Origin of the sequence: Lentibacillus songyuanensis (genome assembly GCF_039548255.1) — a bacterium.
In the GTDB taxonomy this organism is placed as follows: Bacteria; Bacillota; Bacilli; order Bacillales; family Amphibacillaceae; genus Lentibacillus_C; species Lentibacillus_C songyuanensis.
In genome coordinates this window covers 401411-422027 of record NZ_JBCLVH010000001.1, presented here as the reverse complement: position 1 = coordinate 422027, position 20617 = coordinate 401411, and the positions used below count along the sequence as shown (strand labels likewise).

The 20617-nt window shown below is 42.1% G+C and carries 17 protein-coding genes and 1 pseudogene; 4 read left to right on the top strand and 14 right to left on the bottom strand.

Translation table 11 applies throughout. From position 1 onward, the window contains the following. Positions 1-57: 57 nt before the first annotated feature. A complete protein-coding gene (locus tag WMZ97_RS01960; RefSeq protein WP_343270362.1) occupies positions 58-1080 on the bottom strand; it encodes a helix-turn-helix transcriptional regulator in 1023 nt (340 codons plus the stop codon). 52 nt (positions 1081-1132) lie between these two features. Beyond that, on the bottom strand, positions 1133-1762 hold the full coding sequence (locus tag WMZ97_RS01955) for a hypothetical protein (RefSeq protein ID WP_343270361.1): 630 nt from the start codon (positions 1760-1762) through the stop codon (positions 1133-1135). Between the two features lie 319 nt (positions 1763-2081). Here WMZ97_RS01955 and WMZ97_RS01950 point away from each other — a divergent pair, with 319 nt between their 5' ends. Then, on the top strand, positions 2082-3698 hold the full coding sequence (locus WMZ97_RS01950; protein ID WP_343270360.1) for an ABC-F family ATP-binding cassette domain-containing protein: 1617 nt from the start codon (positions 2082-2084) through the stop codon (positions 3696-3698). Between the two features lie 322 nt (positions 3699-4020). Here WMZ97_RS01950 and WMZ97_RS01945 read toward each other — a convergent pair whose 3' ends face one another. From WMZ97_RS01945 to WMZ97_RS01935, 3 genes are all read right to left on the bottom strand, one after another. Continuing rightward, complete coding sequence (locus WMZ97_RS01945) at positions 4021-4953, bottom strand: L-threonine 3-dehydrogenase (protein WP_343270359.1); 933 nt, start codon at positions 4951-4953, stop codon at positions 4021-4023. Positions 4954-5038: 85 nt separating this feature from the next. Continuing rightward, a complete protein-coding gene (locus WMZ97_RS01940) occupies positions 5039-6229 on the bottom strand; it encodes a glycine C-acetyltransferase (RefSeq protein ID WP_343270358.1) in 1191 nt (396 codons plus the stop codon). A gap of 137 nt (positions 6230-6366) precedes the next feature. Next, the gene (locus WMZ97_RS01935; protein ID WP_343270357.1) at positions 6367-6735 is read right to left on the bottom strand and encodes a hypothetical protein; all 369 of its coding nucleotides are present in this window, start codon (positions 6733-6735) and stop codon (positions 6367-6369) included. Between the two features lie 169 nt (positions 6736-6904). On the opposite strand from WMZ97_RS01935, the gene WMZ97_RS01930 reads away from it, so the two are divergent. Next, complete coding sequence (locus WMZ97_RS01930; RefSeq protein WP_343270356.1) at positions 6905-7036, top strand: hypothetical protein; 132 nt, start codon at positions 6905-6907, stop codon at positions 7034-7036. An 85-nt stretch (positions 7037-7121) separates the two neighbouring features. On the opposite strand, the gene WMZ97_RS01925 is transcribed toward WMZ97_RS01930, so the two are convergent. Further along, a complete protein-coding gene (locus WMZ97_RS01925; RefSeq protein ID WP_343270355.1) occupies positions 7122-7916 on the bottom strand; it encodes a LysM peptidoglycan-binding domain-containing protein in 795 nt (264 codons plus the stop codon). A gap of 492 nt (positions 7917-8408) precedes the next feature. On the opposite strand from WMZ97_RS01925, the pseudogene WMZ97_RS01920 reads away from it, so the two are divergent. Further along, positions 8409-9243: pseudogene (locus tag WMZ97_RS01920) on the top strand (transposase); the annotation flags it as partial. Positions 9244-9561: 318 nt separating this feature from the next. Here WMZ97_RS01920 and opp4C read toward each other — a convergent pair. From opp4C to WMZ97_RS01890, 6 genes are all read right to left on the bottom strand, one after another. Further along, entirely contained in the window at positions 9562-10491 is a 930-nt protein-coding gene (gene opp4C / locus WMZ97_RS01915) for an oligopeptide ABC transporter permease (protein WP_343270354.1), read from the bottom strand. 16 nt (positions 10492-10507) lie between these two features. Further along, a complete protein-coding gene (gene opp4B / locus WMZ97_RS01910; RefSeq protein ID WP_343270353.1) occupies positions 10508-11473 on the bottom strand; it encodes an oligopeptide ABC transporter permease in 966 nt (321 codons plus the stop codon). 29 nt (positions 11474-11502) lie between these two features. Beyond that, complete coding sequence (gene opp4A, locus WMZ97_RS01905) at positions 11503-13245, bottom strand: oligopeptide ABC transporter substrate-binding protein (protein WP_343270352.1); 1743 nt, start codon at positions 13243-13245, stop codon at positions 11503-11505. A 31-nt stretch (positions 13246-13276) separates the two neighbouring features. Continuing rightward, entirely contained in the window at positions 13277-14296 is a 1020-nt protein-coding gene (locus WMZ97_RS01900) for an ABC transporter ATP-binding protein (protein ID WP_343270351.1), read from the bottom strand. Continuing rightward, entirely contained in the window at positions 14293-15267 is a 975-nt protein-coding gene (locus WMZ97_RS01895; protein ID WP_343270383.1) for an ABC transporter ATP-binding protein, read from the bottom strand. The genes WMZ97_RS01900 and WMZ97_RS01895 overlap by 4 nt, the downstream gene beginning before the upstream one ends. Before the next feature lie 636 nt (positions 15268-15903). Next, positions 15904-16836 (bottom strand): DUF1002 domain-containing protein, encoded by a 933-nt coding sequence (locus WMZ97_RS01890; protein WP_343270350.1) that lies wholly within the window; start codon positions 16834-16836, stop codon positions 15904-15906. Between the two features lie 396 nt (positions 16837-17232). Here WMZ97_RS01890 and WMZ97_RS01885 point away from each other — a divergent pair, with 396 nt between their 5' ends. Further along, positions 17233-18441, top strand: a complete 1209-nt coding sequence (locus tag WMZ97_RS01885; RefSeq protein WP_343270382.1) for an MFS transporter — start codon at positions 17233-17235, stop codon at positions 18439-18441. A 166-nt stretch (positions 18442-18607) separates the two neighbouring features. Here the strand turns inward: WMZ97_RS01885 and WMZ97_RS01880 are convergent, their stop codons facing one another. After that, positions 18608-19552 (bottom strand): ABC transporter ATP-binding protein, encoded by a 945-nt coding sequence (locus tag WMZ97_RS01880; protein ID WP_343270349.1) that lies wholly within the window; start codon positions 19550-19552, stop codon positions 18608-18610. Between the two features lies 1 nt (position 19553). After that, on the bottom strand, positions 19554-20612 hold the full coding sequence (locus tag WMZ97_RS01875) for an ABC transporter ATP-binding protein (RefSeq protein WP_343270348.1): 1059 nt from the start codon (positions 20610-20612) through the stop codon (positions 19554-19556). Between the last annotated feature and the right edge of the window lie 5 nt (positions 20613-20617).

Below are 20617 nucleotides of genomic sequence, written 5' to 3'. Positions count from 1 at the left end.
CCCTCACGATCAGGCTGTAACTTGATAAACAACGAGGCTGGGACAAAAGTAATTTCGTTATGTCCCAACCTCGTTGTGCGGTTCTCGTTGCTCTTCATCTTCATAAACTGCACTCATTTGTTTAATCTTGTCCTTCACTTTGGTAACAAGAAAGTCGGGTTGCAGCACTTTTGCCTGATGTCCCCAGGTGAGGATCCAATTCAGCAGCCCGTCCGATAATTTCGCTTTTGTTGACAATACAAAGTGATCATCATCGATTGGTGTAATATCCACCCCATGGCCAAAACGGTCCAGAACGACATTGACAAGATTCATATGGAAACGAATCTTTATCCAGATTTCATCCCCGGAAAACATGTGAAAGCTTTGGTTAACGTAATCATTTAATTGGAAGTCTCTTCTTGTAAATTTTTGTTCCGTCATGAAAATGTCCCGGATTCGGTCTAGCCGGTAATGGCGAATTTCACTGGTTTCCTCAAATAGTCCAATCAAATAATAATAATCGTTTTGCCATATTAACGCATATGGCTCCACATGATACAGATCGCCATTTCGGTGATAGACGAATTCCTTGTTCACATTGAATTTACCATACTTATACGTAAGGACCTGCTTTTCCGATATGGCCCGATGAACACAATCAATATTCTGCTTGACTAATTCATAATCTATATTTGCCGATTGGCTAAACAGAATAGGCTCTGGCAACGTTTTCGCTATATACTTGCTTGTCAGCTGTTTCATCTTCCTAATCAACTTTTTCTTTTCATTGGTTGTAATGAAACGAGCCGACAATACCGCATCGATCATAAGCCTTAATTGATACGTCTCGAACAATCGCGTCTGATGGCTGTATAGTGTTTTCCCGTATTTCCCAGTATTACGGACGATTTCAAAATCCATATCATCGAGCATCTGCAGGTCGCGTTTAATCGTACGGCTATCATAGGTTGCGCCGTCCATTTCTGTTTTAAGCCTTTCCTGCAGATCATCAATACCCAGCTGGTGTTCCTCTTCATCCGTCTCGTTAAATAAAATTTCCTTCAATTTAAGTAATCGATAATTACCGTTTCGCTCCATCTTGTCCATGCCCCCCTAAAAAAAAGAACCATCAGACGAGGATGATTCATTCTTACTTAATAACAAATTGTTTCACTTTCTTGGATAACAAATGAATAAATGATTGCTTTACAAATGATTGGTCCCCTTGCATCAATTTGCGTTCTGCCGGTTTCATACAGTGCTGATAATCGCCAAGCTTGCCTTGATAGATCAATTGCAGCCCTGCAAGATTGCGGATATCCGTTGGTGTAACGAAGCAATGCGGTTTCTCAACACGAAACGATTCAACATCATGTAATACGGTCGCAACAAACTGGGAACAAAACAAAGCATTTTCCCGTTCAATCTCAATTCGCAATAACACCCCGATCAGACCAAGGAAATTATATTTGTAATCATGCTTTTGCGCTTCTATTTCTTTAATCTTCTGGATTACTTTCTCGCAGTCCTCAGCGTCTAAGCGGTAGGAATAGATTGCACTGGCCGATTCCTTTAGAAAGTCGCTATTAATATCCTCTTTAACAAATCCGCCAATAAACGGATTATGTGGCCGTTTCCTGCCAAAGCTGTATACTTCCTTCAACGCTGGGTCGAACGCAATGGAAACGTGATTGAGCGATTGTTTTGTACAATAATTAATGGCCTTGGCCAGGTATGTTCCTGTATCTGTAAAGAGAAAGTAAATCGTTCTCTCTCCCATAGTTTCCCCCTCCGTTACACTTGAATAAGTCTGGATAACAAGCAAGCAGTATTTACATTCACTAGGATTCATCCATTTAAAGCGAATCATCCCCCGATACTGACCACGAGAAGCCAAAGCAAACAGTTTTCGAGTTACCATAAACTTTAGCGGAAATTTAGTAAAGATACAAGTCAATTTTTTATTTTTTGTAAATGCTTTTAGGAGAAATGAATAATTTTCACCGTTTTTACTATTATATGTGCATTTTCGATTGACGTAACCTGGTAAATCCCGTAAGCTAGCCATGATTACTATTTTTTTGGAGGATTTGACACACATGATAACTGTTACAAATGTCAGTTTACGATATGGTGATAAAAAGTTATTTGAAGATGTGAATTTAAAGTTCACCCCCGGGAATTGCTACGGAATGATCGGAGCAAATGGTGCCGGAAAATCTACATTTCTGAAGGTCTTGTCCGGTGAAGTAGAACCCCAGTCCGGTAATGTTTCCCTATCCCCTGGTGAACGAATGGCTGTATTGAAGCAGGATCACTTTGCATTTGAAGAATATAACGTGATTGATACGGTCCTGATGGGACATGAACGTTTATATAACGTAAAACAGGAAAAAGACGCCATTTATATGAAACCTGACTTTTCCGAGGAAGATGGCATGCGTGCAGCCGAGCTGGAAGGTGAATTCGCCGAGATGAATGGCTGGGAAGCAGAGTCAGATGCTGCAATTCTTTTAAAAGGATTAGGACTGGAAGAATCCTTTCATTCGTTAGCGATGGCTGACTTAACGGAGGATCAAAAAGTTAAAGTGCTATTGGCCCAGACCTTATTTGGCAATCCGGACATTCTCTTGCTTGATGAACCGACAAACGGTCTAGATATCCAGGCTATTCAATGGTTAGAGGAATTCTTGATCAACTTTGAAAACACGGTCATTGTCGTTTCCCATGACCGGCACTTTTTGAATAAAGTATGCACCCATATTGCCGATGTGGACTATGGAAAAATTCAAATTTATATCGGGAATTATGATTTCTGGTACGAATCGAGCCAGCTTGCTACGAAGATGGCCCAGGAAGCAAACAAGAAAAAAGAAGAAAAGATCAAGGAATTACAAGCATTTATTGCCCGGTTTAGTGCCAACGCGTCCAAATCGAAACAAGCAACCTCCAGAAAGAAACTTCTGGACAGCATTACATTGGATGACCTTAAACCATCATCACGAAAATATCCATATATCGCTTTTTCTCCTGAGCGTGAAATCGGCAATGATTTGCTTCGCGTGGAAGGACTAACCAAAACAATCGGCGATAAAAAGGTTCTCGATAATGTTAGCTTTACAATCAATAAAGATGACAAGGTCGCATTTGTCGGCAGAGATGATATCGCCAAGACAACCTTGTTTAAGATTTTAATGGGAGAAATGGAGCCGGATGCAGGTACGTATAAATGGGGTGTTACCACTTCCCAATCCTATTTTCCAAAGGATAATTCCAAATACTTTGAGGGCAATGATTTGCCATTAGTGGATTGGTTACGTCAGTATTCTCCTGAGGATGAGACGGAAACATTTTTACGCGGATTCTTAGGAAGAATGCTCTTCTCTGGTGAAGAGGCATTGAAGAAAGCAAGCGTCCTGTCAGGTGGCGAAAAGGTTCGCTGTATGCTCGCAAAAATGATGCTGAGCCATGCCAACGTTCTATTGCTGGACGAGCCAACAAACCATTTAGACCTGGAGTCCATTACCGCATTAAACAATGGTCTGATCAAATTCAAGGGATCGATTCTCTTTACATCCCATGACCATCAATTTATTCAAAGTCTGGCAAATCGGTTAATTGAACTGACACCAAACGGGATTATTGATAAAGAAATGAGCTATGACGAATATATTCAAGATCAAAAATTACAAAAGGAAATTGCCGGGATGTATTAAATATCCGGGTGTAGTGCGGCCTCTTTGAATTAGGAAGAGGTCTTTTTTTCGGAAGATGTGTGCGGGCCCGGGACGATGTTACCGACTTTTCGATTGATGCTCACGGTTCACGGTCGATGTTACTTCCTTTTCGGTTGATGCTCGCGGTTCACGGTCGATGTTACTTCCTTTTCGGTTGATGTTCGCGTGCTTAGGTTGATGCTCCCCCCTTTTCGGTTGATGTTCCCAGTTCCGGGCGTCATTTTTTTATCTGCTGTCTAATGGCAACTCTTATTTAATCTCCTATCTAAAAACCCTTCCCACCACAGGAAGGGTCACAATTTCATTTAGCACGAATTTTATCAAGCATATCCTTGGTCATTCTATCAAGGTCATATTCCGCCTTGAATCCCCACTCGTCTGCCGCAGCTGTGGCATCAAGGGAATTCGGCCAGCTCTCGGCAATTTGTTGACGAACAGGGTCAACGTCATATGTTAATGTGAATTCCGGGATGTGCCGGCGGATTGCTTGGGCAAAATCCTCAGGAGCAGCTGAAATGGCGGTTATGTTAAAGGCATTACGATGGATTAACTTCTCTGGGTTAGCCTCCATCAGGTTAACAATTGCGTTTAAAGCATCCGGCATATACATCATATCCATATACGTATGTTCAGCGATATACGAGGTATAGGCGTTCTTTTTCACTGCCTCATAATAGATGTCCACTGCATAGTCGGTGGTTCCGCCACCAGGTAGGGTAACATAGGAAATCAAGCCAGGATACCTGACGCCACGGGTATCCACACCAAATCGGTGGTAATAATAATCACAAAGCAATTCCCCAGCAACCTTGTTGACACCGTACATTGTCGTTGGGCGTTGAATCGTATCCTGCGGGGCAGCATCCTTTGGTGTTGTTGGTCCGAATGCCCCAATCGAACTAGGGGTGAAGAACTGTAAACCCAAATCCCGCGCTACTTCTAATGCATTTAATAACCCGCCCATATTCAGATCCCAGGCTTTTTTAGGGATCATCTCTGCCTTAGCTGATAATACGGCAGCCAGGTGCATGATCGTATCTACCCGATGGTGCTTTGCAACGGCATGTAAATGATTAGCATCTGTTACATCCACGATTTCAAATGGACCAGCACTATTTTCTGCTTGCTTAATATCTGTTGCGATGACATTTGATGTGCCATATATTTTTCGAAGTTTATGAACAAGCTCTGAACCAATTTGGCCAAGAGCACCGGTGACTAATATCTTCTTCATTATGGTTTACTCCTTATATCTGATTGGATCAACTTGGATGATAAAGGACCAGCGTCGGCTCTTTTCAACCTGGTCCGACCAAAACCTAAATCAGACCTAACTCTTTCCCCACTTTTTCATAAATAGCCAAAGCTTCATCAAGCATTTCCTTCGTATGTGCTGCTGTTGGCATATTGCGCACCCGACCAGTCCCCCTTGGAACCGTAGGAAAGACGATTGACTTAGCATAGACTCCCCGCTCATTCAGCTTTTTACTGAATTGCTGGGTAGATTTTTCGTCACCAATAATGCATGGCGTGATCGGTGTTTCACTATTACCAATATCAAAGCCTAACTTTTTCAATCCTGCTTTTAAATACGTACTGTTCTCCCATAGCCTTTCGTTTAATTCGGTACTTTCCATCAACAGCTCAATTGCTTTCGTTGCTGCTGCTGCATCTGCAGGGGTGACCGCTGTTGAAAATAAAAACGGCCGTGAGCGAACCTTTAACCAGTCGATTAGATTAGCTTTACCAGCAACATAACCGCCGACAACACCAATTGCTTTTGACAGTGTCCCCATTTGAAAATCAATTTTATCCTGCAGGCCGAAATGCTTCACCGTACCGGCACCTTTACCAAGTACTCCTGAGCCATGTGCATCGTCCACATACGTGATCAGGTCAAATTCCTCGGCTACTTCCACTATTCCCGGCAGGTTGGCAATATCGCCATCCATCGAGAATACCCCGTCAGTAATTACCATAATCTTCTTGTATTGCCCTGACTCGACAGCAGCTTTAGCCTGTTTTCTTAAATCATCCATGTCGGAATGCTGAAACCGGATAATTTTTGCGCGCGACAATCGGCAGCCATCAATAATGGAAGCATGGTTTAACTCGTCTGAAAGGATCGCATCCTGCTTATCCATAACCGCCGATATCGCGGCCATGTTACAGTTAAATCCTGATTGAAAGGAAATTGCTGCCTCGGTCCCTTTAAACATAGCTAACTTCTTCTCCAACTCAAGATGAAGGTCAAGCGTACCATTGATTGTCCGAACCGCGCCGGCACCAACACCATGGGAGTCTACAGCTGCTTTAGCAACCTGCTTCAGCCGTTCATCGGTTGCCAGCCCTAAGTAATTATTAGAGGACAAATTAATTAGCTCGCTCCCATTAATTGTAATTACCGGCCCGTTCGCACCTTCTACCGGATCAATTTCATTATACAGACCACGTTGTTTTAAGTCGGAAATATTTTCATCCAAAAATGATTGTAATACGTTGCTTGTCATGTCAATATCCTCCTTTATGTAAACGCTTTATATATCAACTCACCATTCAATAGTGTATCATAATTATTCGCATTTGTTTAACCATAGATCAAAATAAGCCCCCTACATCCTATGCAGAAGGCCCAACATGCACTGCTTCATTTTCCCATTACTTTTATCACCGTACCTATCCCTAAAATGACCGAAGCCGCTAGTCCTATGTATAATCCTGCTCCCACCGCTTGGACGCTTTGACCCATCACTTCCACCGGCAATGTTGTTAAAAAGGAAATTAACACACCGATCGCAATTACGGAAACCGCTACGCCCGCGATTCGATTCAATGACTTCCTAGCCAAAACAGAATAAACCGGATAGATGAACAATAACAAAACAAGGTAACCTTCCCGCTGAAAACCGTTCATTTTTATAAAATATAAATCAATCCACGGCAAGAATAACGAAATAATATACAAGATGGTTGCAAGTAGTATGATAAAACCACCAACACCCCATTTTTTTGCCATGTGCACCCTCCTATCATTACTTACATCTATCTTAATCTATTGATGACGATTTCGTCTACAACCTTACCATTTTGTAAGATTTACCTGGAAAAATGTTAGGAAAATGCATGGTTACTGTCTGTGTTTTTCATTATACTAGATCTAGTACAATGAAAGTGGAGGAATTATCATGAAGAAAGTCTTGATCGCATTGTTTATTGCACTTATTATTGGATTTAGTATTGTCGGTGTTACGCAATATACTACTAAATCAAGCGATGTCATTGAACAGCCCAATAATGCTGTGAATATAGAATCCTAAAAAAACAAGTTTCAATTTCATAGAAAAAGGAAAACACCTTACGAAAGATGTTTTCCTAAAAAATTACTGAACGAATGTGCGAATACTAGTCTAAGATCGTTACGTTCACGTTACGTACACCCCAGCTATTGGCTTCACCTTTGTCTGATACGTGAACATCGATTTTTTTGCCTTTAATTGCGCTGCCAACATCGGCTGCGGTTGCATTGCCGTAGCCTTCTACATATACTTCAGAGCCTATTGGAATAACATCGGGATCAACAGCAATTACTTTTGCGTCTGGATCTTTTTTCAAATCTACTCCTGTTGATGTTACACCGGAGCATCCTTCACAATTAGCGGTATACGCTGTTGCTGATACACTGATGGTTTTCCCTTTTGGTGCATCATTGCTTTTCGATTCCGACTTCGTTGATTTCGTTTTGGTTGATGCTGGCTTAGCGGTCTTCTGTGTATTTTTCGTTGTGTTTTCAGCAGTTTTACTTGGCGTTTGATCCGATGATTGGTCCGCTGTATCATCCTGAACAATGTTTGTTCCTTTAATTTCAAGCTCTTGACCAATAACAATCAAATCGGAATCCAAGTCGTTCCATTTCTTAATATCTGCTACTTTTACATCGAATTTTTTGCTAATACCGTCTAACGTATCACCCTTCTCTACCTTATATGATTCATTGATAGATAGTTTTTGATCTGGGTGAATTGTTTTCGAGTCTAGCTTATTTATGGTCATTAAATCGTCTACGGTAGTGTTGTATTCATCTGCAATGTCCCAAAGGCTATCACCTGCTTGGACTTTGTATTCTTGTGCTGAAACACTTGTTGCAGCTGCGCCAGCAATTATGACACTTGTGGCAAGTGCTGCTACTACTTTTTTCATCGAGTAGTCCCTCCTTCAAATTCTGACATTGCCTATACTATCACACCCCACAGGCCTGTGCAGTTACAGAATCGTTAAGAGTCTATTACAAGGATTACTGAAATCCAGCTGACTGTTACAAAAATATTAGCACCGTGACAAAAGGCCTTTTGCTTGTATCTTAGTAGAACAAAAGACTCAATAGAATTGGTAGACTGTAACGTTTTCGTAACATAAAGGCTAGAATACTATTTTTATATACTAGAATGAATTTCATAATTCTTAGCCCTTGCGCCCCAACACGTTTGAGACACGAAAAAGGAAGTACCTCCCCAAATCCTGTATAATGGTAGTTGAGACACAACCAAAAAAAAGACTGGAGGAATACTCCCTATGACCATTATACGACAACAAAGCTTATTTGGCATCCAAGAATTATACGAGATGGAACCTACCCATCGTTATGAATCGATTATTTCGGCGATAGATCTGGATAAAATCTACCATGAAGTGGAAGAGCGTGAACAATGGCTTATTGAACAAGCAGAAAAGGAAGCCAATCTTCCCATTTTTGAAAAGAAAATAGAAGCTCAATTGGCTGTACCTTTAGCTGAATTACGCGCTGAAGTTCCACAGGACCCAAAATGGGTTGTGAAGAAGAACAGCGAAGGAAAGAATGTTTTCTGGTATGGCTACAAAGGTCATTTAGCCGTTGGCACATCAAGTCAATACATTTTGCAGTCTCTTTTTTCCTCTGGCAGTCTGAATGACGGCAAGGCAGCTACCCCTTTATTAAAGGGGATTGATGAACGTCTTTCGCATTCATCTTTGCACTATCAGACAATGGATGCTGGCTATGATTACGCCCCCATTTATGAACAAGTGCATCAAACAGGAAACCAATCTATCATTGCCTATAACAAGAAAAACGAAAAGGAACCAGTTGGTTTTGACAAGCATTTTGCCCCGACCTGTTTTAGGGAGCATTCTTACCGTTATGATAGTTTCGATGCCAAATATGAAACATTGAAATACACCAGACCTAAAGAGTGCAGTGATTGTCCTCTAGCTCTGTCAAAAGGTTTATAAAGTCAAAATCACAACGGATCTTAGAAGATATACAGCACCAGCGCGAGGGTCAAAAGCATGGAAAATGATTTTCAAACGCCGCAGTGCAGTTGAACGTGTCAATGCTTACTTAAAGGAATATTTTCAACTCAATAATGTTCGTAATCGTACAGGGAAATGTGCAAAAGTACACTTTGACATCGTAACGCTTATTTATAATGCTTCAAAATTGGCTGCAAATCGTATCAATACACTGTTAAATCAACAACAAGCTGCTTAAGAAAATTTTAAAAAGGCATTTTAAAATTCTGTAGGTCTCTCTATTTTTAAAAAGAGCAATTATGAAATTGATTCACTAGGATATAATAAAGGAGAAAATGAAAGGGTATGAAGTTCATGTTGCTGCTGATGAACAAAGCATTTGATCTTCGTCCCCACTAGGAAGGAATAAACTGTCTACCGCTCTCGAGTAATGTCTGCAAGTGATGGTATACAAAAATAGCACGGAAAACCAATTGTCGGCTCCCATGCTATTTCCTATTTTCATTCAGTTGATCTTTAAAAAATCCAATACTTCTAAACAAGATACGTCTTTTCACTATGATTTACGCGATTTTGGATTAAATGCATCCTTAAACCCTTCTCCAATAAAGTTAATGGACAGAATCGTGAAGGTAATCGCCAAACCCGGTGGAATCCATATCCACCATTTGCCACTAAGCGTTCCAGGGTTTCTGGCAGCTTGCAGCATGTTCCCCCAGCTTGGTGTTCCAACCGGGACCCCGAAGCCCAGGTAACTCAGACCAGTTTCGGCGACAATCATCGCTGCAAGTAATAGAGTGGCTTGGACGATGACTGTGGACATAACGTTTGGCAGCAAGTGCTTAACGATAACCTTAGACGGCCTGGTACCAATGGAGATTGCACTGAGAATATATTCATTCTCCTTCTCCGACATAACCTTACTCCGAATAACCCTTGCCGCTCCTGTCCAACTCAGAAAACTAATAACGAGAATTAACGCTAATACGCCACTGTCTACAAAGATCGTCTTCAGGACAATAACAAAAATTAAAAATGGGAAATTCATCATAAAGTCAGTAAATCGCATTAAAATTGAATCGACTTTCCCACCATAAAAACCGGATATTGTTCCAATCACCAATGCGATTAGAATAATAATCGCTGTACAGGAGAATCCGATCAGCAGTGAGGTACGTCCACCGTAAAGCAACATCGTCACAATATCCCGTCCCGCCCCATCCGCTCCCAGCCAATGCTCGGACGATGGTACCGCATCAATCAATCGCGGTTCAATCCGGCTTGGGTCAATGTCGGTTAAAAATGAAGCAGACAAAGATAAGACCGTTACCACAAATAGAAAAACGAGACTAATCATGGCCAAATAGTTGTGAGTGAACTTCTTACGTGCAAGCGCCCATTGTGACAAACTCTTCTTGACAGTCTTTCCCGATCCTAACGTTGGAGGGGTTGGCTTTTCAGGTAGTTGATTTGTTATTGGTTCCATGTGCTTTCCCTCCTCATTAGTCTAACCTGATCCTTGGATCGACTAAGGCATACAAGATATCCGCGATTAGGTTGCCGAGAAGTGTCATGACTGTTAATAGCATCGTAATTGCCATTACCACCGTATAGTCCCGATTGTTAATCGAATCGACAAATAATTGGCCAACTCCGGGATATGTGAAAATACTTTCAATAATAACAGAACCGCCAATGATTCCTGCTAAGTCAAATCCTAACAGGGTAACAATTGGGATGACCGAGTTCCGCAAAATATGTTTGTTATAAATTCGCCGCTCTGATGTCCCTTTGGCACGGGCGGTTCGGACATAGTCCTTCTGGGCACTTTCAATCATGTCATTGCGCAAAAACTGCGTATAACTGGCGATCGGCAGTAAACCAAGACATAGAGAAGGTAAGATGGCGTGTTGCACTTTACTTACAATATAACCCCATGAACCAGGGGCTACCCCCGATCCGATACTTCCGGTTGCTGGAAGCCAGCCTAACTGAAAGGATACAAAATAGATCAATAACAAGGCAGCAACAAAGCTTGGCATGGCTAACGCCAAATAATTAATAATCTGTACACCATAGTCTCCGGTCGTATTAGGACGTCTTCCTGCGTATTTGCCCATTAAAAAGGCAACTATGTACGTAATAAACATGGCAATAACAGCTAATAAAATCGTATTTGGTAGACGCGATAAAATTAATCCAGAAACAGGCATTTTATGCACGAATGATTGTCCAAAATCTCCTTGTAAAAAGCCGCCAATCCATCTTAAGTACTGTTGATAAATCGGGTCATTTAACCCCAATTTACCGCGCATCTCCGCAATGTACTCCGGATTTGCATTCAATGGATCGATTCTCCCTGTCAGGGCATCTCCTGGCATCAAATGCGCCAGGAAGAATACCACAACAGAAACAAGGAAAATAATCGGAATCATGGTGACAATTCGTCGTAATGTATAAACGAGCATATTATTTTCCCCTTAACTCTCAGATTATCTTACTTCGATTCATCCGCATCGGATACCCACCACAGATATGGATCTTGTTCTGCCGTAAACGAGTTGGTATGCACGTTTTGCACCCGTTTGTTCACAGCATAAACATCCACTGGTGAGTACATGAAAATGCTTGGCAATTCATCATTTACAAGTTTCTGCCAATCAGCATAGACATCTTTTCGATAATCCTTATCAAACGCTTTATCACTAATACCTTCCTCAATCAATTTATCCGACTCTTCATTCACCCAGCGGGGATAGTTCCACAGATCGCCCTCTTTAAATAAACCAGTTGGATCCGGGTCACTGGCAAGTTCCCAGGCACCCATGAATGTATCTACTGATTCGTCATCAGCTTCCACCGTATCATAGAATAAATTCATTTCTTTTAGTCCGCCATTTAGTTTGGCATTGATGCCAACATCCTGCCAGTTTTGCAGGACATATTGGGCCCGCGGTTCAGAAATATCGGAACCGGACATCGCATCAAAGTTTACGGTGAACTTGTTGCCGTCCGGGTCTTCCCGCCAGCCATCATCGTCCACATCTTTATAGCCTGCTTCATCTAACAATTCTTTGGCCTTTTCCGGATCGTAATCATACGTTGTCAGTTCAGAATCATCCGCTTTCGCCCAGCTTACTGGCGGCATTGGGGACTCGATTAATTCCCCTAAACCGTTCGAGAAGGAATCAAGCATACCTTGACGGTCAATCGCATAGGCCATCGCCTGACGCAGCTTTTTATTCTGAAACTTGTCGTTGTCCATGATGTTTTTCTTTTCTTTCTTATCATAGTGGCCAAATTTAAAGCCAATGTATGTGTAGCTTAATGCCGCCTCTTCCCGAATCTCAAGGTTATCCATTTCTTTGATCTCTTCGTACTGACTGCTCGGTATTTTCATAATATCAATTTCGCCATTTTCCAACGCACCTGATGCTAAGGAACCATCGATAACTTTGTAATTGATTCCATCTAAGTATGGTTCACCTTGCCAATAATCATCAAATCGCTCCAGCTCGACCAATTCACCATCGACAATATTCTTTACTTTAAATGGTCCGGTACCAATTGGATTTTTCCGTACTTGATCCGAATCTGGCAAATCCTTTACAGCAATATCTTTGTAATAATGCTTTGGCATTGGATAGCTCCACAGATTATCAATCGTATTTGGTGCAACATCGGTCAGATGCAGCACAATCGTTTGATCATCTTTAACGTCGATCCCGGAAATACTATCTGCCTTTCCCTGCCGATATTCCTCTGCGCCTTCGATCATCGCGACATTTTCAAATCGGGATCCTTCATAATCCGGATCAGCAATCACTTCATAGGCATAAGCAACATCTTCTGCGACCAACGGTTCTCCGTCATGCCACTTAATGCCATCCTTGATTGTAAATGTAACGGTCTTTGCATCTTTATCTACTTCGTAATCAGCCATGCCAGGTTCAGGTTCCAGCTCATCATTGGTATTTACTAAACTATCGGTCATAAGTTCAAGAATATGAACATCGTCTTCCCCTTCGTACAACCCTTGTTCCAGTAATCCTTTAAACGGCTGTTCGAAACCGTATGTTACTGTACCGCCCTTTTGCGCCTCATCTGCTTTCGCCTCATCACCACTATCGGATCCGGAGTCTTTGTCCGATCCCCCCTCCGAAGTGCTGTCAGCACAAGCAGACAAGACCATTGATACTGCAAAAACGAGTACTAATAATAACCAAAACTTCTTTTTCAACGCATATTCCCCCTTAAAAAGTTATAAATGCTTACGCTTCCTCGTATAAAAGACATGCGACCTGCTGATTAGGCCTCACCTCCTTCAACGTTGGTACAATGTCCTTGCATTTCTCCATGGCCACCGGACATCTGGTATGGAACACACAGCCTGATGGCGGGTTTTGTGGGCTTGGCACATCGCCTTCTAAAATAATGCGTTCCTTTTTTATCAATGGATTTGGTTCCGGAATGGCTGATGTTAACGCTTTGGTATAGGGGTGTAATGGCTCCCGATAGATAGCCTCTTTGTCCCCCACCTCCACCAAATGACCCAAATACATGACACCAATCGAATCGCTCATATGTTTTACAACGCTTAAGTCATGAGCAATAAATAAATAAGTTAAGTCAAATTCATCTTGAAGCTCTTTTAACAGGTTCAGCACTTGGGATTGGATCGATACATCCAACGCACTCACCGGTTCATCGGCAACAATCAGCTTTGGATTAAGTGCCAGTGACCGGGCAATCCCAATCCGCTGTCGCTGTCCACCGGAAAATTCGTGGGGATATTTATAATAATCCTCTTCACGAAGGCCCACTCGACGTAATAGTGCTTGCACCTCCTGTTTCAATGCTTTATGCGATTTATTCGTATAGTTGCGAAGCGGTTCATCAACTAAATGCCCAACCATCATTTTGGGATTCAATGATGCATATGGATCCTGAAATACCATCTGAAAGTCCTGGCGAGCCTTTCGTAATGCTGATCCATTCAGATCGGTAATATCTTTGCCATCGAAAATGATTTGCCCCTCCGTTGACTCGGTCAGTCGAAGAATCGTTCGTCCGGCTGTTGACTTGCCACAGCCGGATTCGCCAACAAGACCAAATGTTTCCCCTTTCTTCAGTGTCAATGAAATATCATCGACCGCCTTCACATCACCAACTTTTCGTTTAAAAAAACCGGCATGTACCGGATAGTATTTCTTTAAGTTCTTCACGTCCAGAAGAACTTCTTTAGCTGATAAGTCCTTTTTCTTTTTTACGGAAACGGCTTGCTCACTCATTGTTTGACTTCCTCCTTCCCGTCTGTTGCCTTATCTGGGTAGCATGCATCATGGAGGAGGCACCTGGCAGATTGCCCATTTGCAACCTCTGCTAACTGTGGTGTCACCTTGGTACAGTCACCAAATGCCTTCGGACACCGATCAGCAAATCGACAGCCAATCTGTGGCATATATTCAAGCGACGGAACGACCCCATCAATCGTGTTTAATGTTTCCTCATTCTGATCCATTCTTGGTATACTGCTTAACAGTGACTCTGTATATGGATGTTGAGGTTTGGTAAATAATTCCACAACCGTTGCCGTTTCTACCACTTGCCCGGCATACATCACGATCACACGGTCCGCCATTTCAGCAACCACACCTAAATCATGGGTAATTAGCATAATGGCCATATCCTCTTTATCCTGAATATCCTTGAGCAGCTCCAAAATTTGCGCCTGTACGGTAACATCAAGTGCTGTCGTCGGCTCATCAGCAATTAGCAGTTTCGGGTGCAACGCAATGGCCATTGCAATCATCACCCGCTGCCGCATTCCTCCAGAGAGCTGATGGGGATACTCATCGATAATTTTCTCCGGACGGGAAATGCCAACCTGCTTTAATAAATGAACTGCTTTTTCACGTGCGTCACGTTTGGAAATCTCGACATGGTTAAACAGTACTTCCATTAATTGTGACCCAATGGTAAATACCGGATTTAACGCGGTCATTGGCTCCTGGAAGATCATTGCAATGTCTTTCCCGCGTACATGATTCATTTCCTTTTCTGACTTTTTTGTCAAATCATTTCCTTCAAACAAGATATTCCCCGCAGAAATTTTAGAATTTTGCTTCGGCAAAAGCTGCATAATCGATAACGACATGACACTCTTTCCGCAGCCGGATTCTCCGACGACACAGACAACTTCTTTCGGGTTAACTTCTAAATTAATATCAACGATTGCATTATGTAATTCCCCGTCTATCATGAAACCTGTATGTAAATGATTGATTTGGAGCAGATTGTTTTCTTGCTGATGATGTACCACTTGCTTTTATCCCCCTTTATCAAAAAAATAAAAGATTGCAAAAATTGTTTGTATATAATTTTATAAGAAAAACTACTTTGGTGAACCAACACCCCTTTATTTTTCTTAAAAACAAGATAATGTCCTCTATCATGATTATATTTTTCATACACGCGTAACATTCTTGTAATATAACAATTATTTATTTTAGTATAATTTATTTTCTGACGGTTAACAAGCCTTTTTTTAATTTATTACATATTTTTAGAAATTTTAGTGTAATAGTATGGGGACAGTCCCCCCACCGCTTTAACGCGTTAACATGGTGGGGACTGTCCCCGTTATGTGTCTGGCTCCGGCGCCCAATAGCTAGTGGCCAACACCCGCTTCCGTAGGTCAACTCTCGGATTAAGGAAGGCCGACTAGAACGGGCTTGCCGCCCAACGTCGGCATACCCCTGTTTTAGTGGCATGTCTCCTTTATCTCCTACGTAGGAATGTTCGATTAATACCGCTGCTTTGCGCAGCAACACCGAACCACCCTGCATGGCAGGGCGCAGCATATACGCCGCTAACCGGGCACCTCTGCTTTTCGTTATTATTCAAATAAACCTTTAAAGAAGTTAGCAATCATTTGGAAAAAGTCCTTAAAGAAGTTGCCAACCTTCTCCCAAAATCCCGGGTCCAAATCAAGGTCATCGATTTTGTTTTTCACTTTGGAGGCGATGTCTTGCAGCTGACTTTTCACTTTACCAAAGTCAATATCCAGATCGCGCATTTTGTTAAACAGGTTTGTCAATAATTCGCGATCCTTGTCACTTAACGATATTTCCAATTTATCGAGTTGTTCTTTGACAATTTGCTCTACTTCTTCCTTTGTAGCTGGGTTTTTATCAGCAATTTCCTGTTTAATGTCGGTAATAAGTTCACTAACTTTTTCCTGATTTAGCCCATCCTTCTTAGCCAAATCAGTAGCAACATCCAATTCCTCATTCGCCAGCTCCATGCGTTCTTTATCTAAATCCGCACCCTGCACATCGTATGCTTTGTAAATACCGGTTAATGCGGAGTGTCCACTCACTTTAACTGGAGAAACGACATCGACTGTCGCATCCTCCACCCCGGCTGTTAATAGTGCGTTTGCATACATTTCTCTGGTTACTTCGGTGATATTATCCGGGGTGACAATATTGATCGTCAATCCCTTTCCTTTTTCTTCACGGGTAATTTTTGCTGAAGAATACATCCGTGAATTGGGGTCACCATCAATGTAATTTGCAATATCCTGCCCCGTGACATCGTATTCCTCCGTGTTATCCGGATCGGTTATCTTAAGCAAATCACGGACTTCTTGCCTTTGATCATCCGTTAAGGTGTCCCCATAAACAACAATGGGCACCCCTAGCTTTTCATTAATACTATCGGAATTGTCAGCTGCATTATCATCTGCCATAACCGGCGTCGTTAACCCCGTCATAAAGCCAATGAGTATAACGATGACTGCTAATCGTTTCCATAATCGTTTACGCATATTCATTTCCTCCTTTATGTGCAGATCCATACTATTCGTTGCCTCAAGGTTATTTGTACGCTATTTTCAAAGAATAAAAGAATGATTACTTCCTTTGAAAGACTCGTACATATAGATTATACCGTATTTCACCAGGATAGAACACTGAATTTTATTAAATGAGAAATAGTAAAATCTGTTCTTTTCCGTTAATTTTTTCCCATAGAATTAAAATTCAAGTACTAGAAACTACTCTGTTGCTGGGCAAGGTAACCAAAAAAAGTCTGCCCTGAGCATAATACTTTCTTTTTCTAAACGCAATGGTTATTATTTAGAGTGACGAAATAAAAAGCACGAAAGAAGGTAGTAACAATCGTTGATCAACAAGAGCATTTGGTAAAGCGGAATTTAGCAATCATGTGGTTTGCTAACTTTTTTGTTGCCGGCAGTATGACGATGATTCTTCCGTTTCTCTCGTTGTTTATTGAATCATACGGGGATTTTTCAGCTTCTTATGTACAAAACTGGTCTGGCTGGATTTTTTCCATTACGTTTGTCACGGCACTCATTTTTTCACCAATCTGGGGACGAATCGGTGATAAACACGGCCGAAAACGTGTACTAATGATTTCTGCAGCAGGACTTGGAGTCTCCATTTTATTGATGGGGTTTGCCACCAATGTATGGCAGCTGTTTATATTACGGTTCTTTATGGGTGTGTTTACCGGATTTATTCCCATTTCCCAAGCATTCATTGCAACACAGACACCAAAGCATATCGCTGGTCGTGTTCTTGGAACATTGCAAACCGGCAGTATTACAGGATCACTAATGGGGCCATTATTAGGTGGGGCCTTCGCCGATGTCTTCGGATATGCAGCAACGTTTAAATGGACGTCAATTTCCATCTTTATCTCAGGCATCCTTGTCTACTTTGGTGTTAAAGAGATTGTCATGTCATTCGCGGATGATCAAGACAGTAAAACCTCCTACTCTAGCAAGGATGTTATTGTCCACATTATTTCACGCCCTGTGTTGCTCGTTGTGATGTTAATCTCCATGCTTGTCCAGGTTGCACACTTTAGCGTTCAGCCTATTTTGTCTTTGTATGTGAGCGAACTGCACGGGACTGCAAACATTGCATTATTTTCCGGCCTGGCGTTTTCTGCAGCCGGACTGGGCAATCTATTAATGGCAAGACGATGGGGACGTTTAGGGGATCGGATCGGATATATTAAAATTGTGATATTCCTGCTATTCATGGCTGGAATTGTTTATTTCCCAGCGGCATTTGTCACTAATATCTGGCAATTAACTGTACTAAGGTTCTTACTTGGCATAGCGATCGGTGGTATCATCCCAGTACGGATTGCCTATATCAGGCAGGAAGCACCACTATCGATTCAAGGCGAGGTGTTAGGTTACAATACGTCATTGCGCTTTGCCGGAAATATTATCGGCCCAGCACTTGGCGGTATGTTAGCAGGATTCTTCGGGTTTTCCGGCGTATTTTTTGTAACCAGCGGTCTGCTTATCTTAAGTGGCATTATTATGCTGGTCGCCTGGTATCGGAGCGAGTATGCAGGGAAACAGGCGCATCGTCGCTTGTCTTCGCATCATAGCTAATATGGATTTTTGCTCCGAACTTTTCATGAGGTGGGCGGGCTCTCTTCCGACCTGACGATGTTCTCTCCCGACTTCGGGGTGCTCTCTCCCGACCCCACAATAGCAATAGACAAAAACGGACACGTCTCAACAGCGTGTCCGTTTTTTTGTTTATAGTTGGCATTTACTATTTTTGTTTGTAATTTGCTTGGTGTTCCTTAAATTCTTTGTCCGAACAATAGACGTAATGACCAGGTGCGATCTCACGCATCGTTACTTCGTCATCCGCTGTATAGTTATGTTCCTCCGGATTATATGTTTGACGCACACGGGTACGTTCATATTCCGGATCGGGTAGTGGAATTGCGGAGAGCAGTGATTGTGTATAGGGATGCATTGGGTTACGATACAAATCCTCGGCAGGTGCAAGCTCCACTAACTTTCCAAAATACATAACGCCAATTCGATCGCTGATATATTTCACCATCGATAAATCATGGGCAATAAACAAGTAAGTTAACTGCTTTTCCTTTTGCAGCTTCTTTAACAAATTGACTACTTGTGCTTGAATGGAAACATCCAAAGCTGATATTGGTTCATCCGCAATGATAAACTCAGGTTCAACGGCTAATGCCCGGGCAATTCCTATACGCTGGCGCTGTCCACCGGAGAATTCATGTGGGTAACGATTAGCATGCTCACGATTGAGCCCGACTGTCTCCAATAGTGAATAGACTTTTTCCATCCGGTCTTTTGATGATTTAGCAAGACCATGAATGTCAATTCCTTCAGCAATAATATCTGTTACCTTCATCCTGGGGTTTAACGACGCGTAAGGATCTTGGAAAATCATCTGCATTTTCCGATGAAGTTCTTTTAATTGGGATTTGGACTTTTTTTCATGGACATTATCTCCACGGTACAAGACTTCCCCACCGGTTGCCTGATATAAGCGAATGATGGATCTCCCAGTGGTAGACTTTCCACAACCGGACTCCCCAACAAGCCCTAATGTTTCCCCTTTATAAATATCAAACGTAATGCCGTCTACTGCGCGAACTTCTTTTGGTTTTCCAATATTAAAATACTGCTTTAGTTTTTTTACTTCCAGCAGCTTTTCCGCTTCCGCCATGTTACTTTTCCCCTTTCCCAGAACCGGCTTGTTTCGCTTGGAACTTAGCCATTCGCTCTTTTACAGCGAGCGGCGGTTCCACTTTCGGCGCATCAGGGTGCAGCAGCCATGTTGCAGCATAATGCGTATCAGAAACTTTAAACATTGGCGGTTCTTCTTCTAAATCAATTTTCATGGCATAAGGGTTTCTGGCAGCAAACGCATCTCCCTTTGGCGGATTTAACAAATCGGGTGGTGTTCCCGGAATAACATACAATTCTTCATCATCCGTATCCAGGCTTGGCATCGAGCTGATTAACCCCCATGTATACGGGTGCTGCGGATTGTAATATATTTCATCCACTGTTCCAATTTCCACGATTTTTCCGCCATACATAACCGCTACACGGTCAGCCACATTAGCCACCACACCCAAGTCATGCGTGATGAAAATGATCGATGTCTCAATTTGTTGCTGCAATTCTTTCATCAAGTCCAATATTTGACCTTGAATGGTTACATCCAAAGCAGTTGTTGGCTCATCGGCAATCAGCACTTTTGGCGCACATGCAAGCGCGATCGCAATAACCACCCGTTGCCGCATTCCTCCTGAAAATTGGTGCGGATATTGTTTTAGACGAATTTCCGGTTTCGGAATACCAACCAATTCCAGCAGTTTGAGAGCCCGCTCCTTTGCTTTATGTTTGCTTAATTTCTGGTGCTTTAATAAAGGTTCCATGATCTGCTTGCCAATGGTCATCGTTGGGTTTAAGGAAGTCATCGGATCTTGGAAAATCATCGAAATGTCTTTTCCACGAATTTTTTGCATTTGTCTTTCCGATGCTTTGGCAAGATCCGCATCATTAAACATAATTTTGCCAGCTTTTATTTCCGAATTACCTGGTGGCAATAAGCGCATAATCGACTTCGTTGTTACCGATTTACCGGATCCGGACTCCCCTACAATAGCAAGTGTTTCTCCTTCATACAGGTCGAAGTCTACACCACGAATGGCCTGTACCTCCCCTGCGAAGGTGTGGAACGATATATTAAGGTCTGTTACTTCCAATAATTTTTTCACATTGT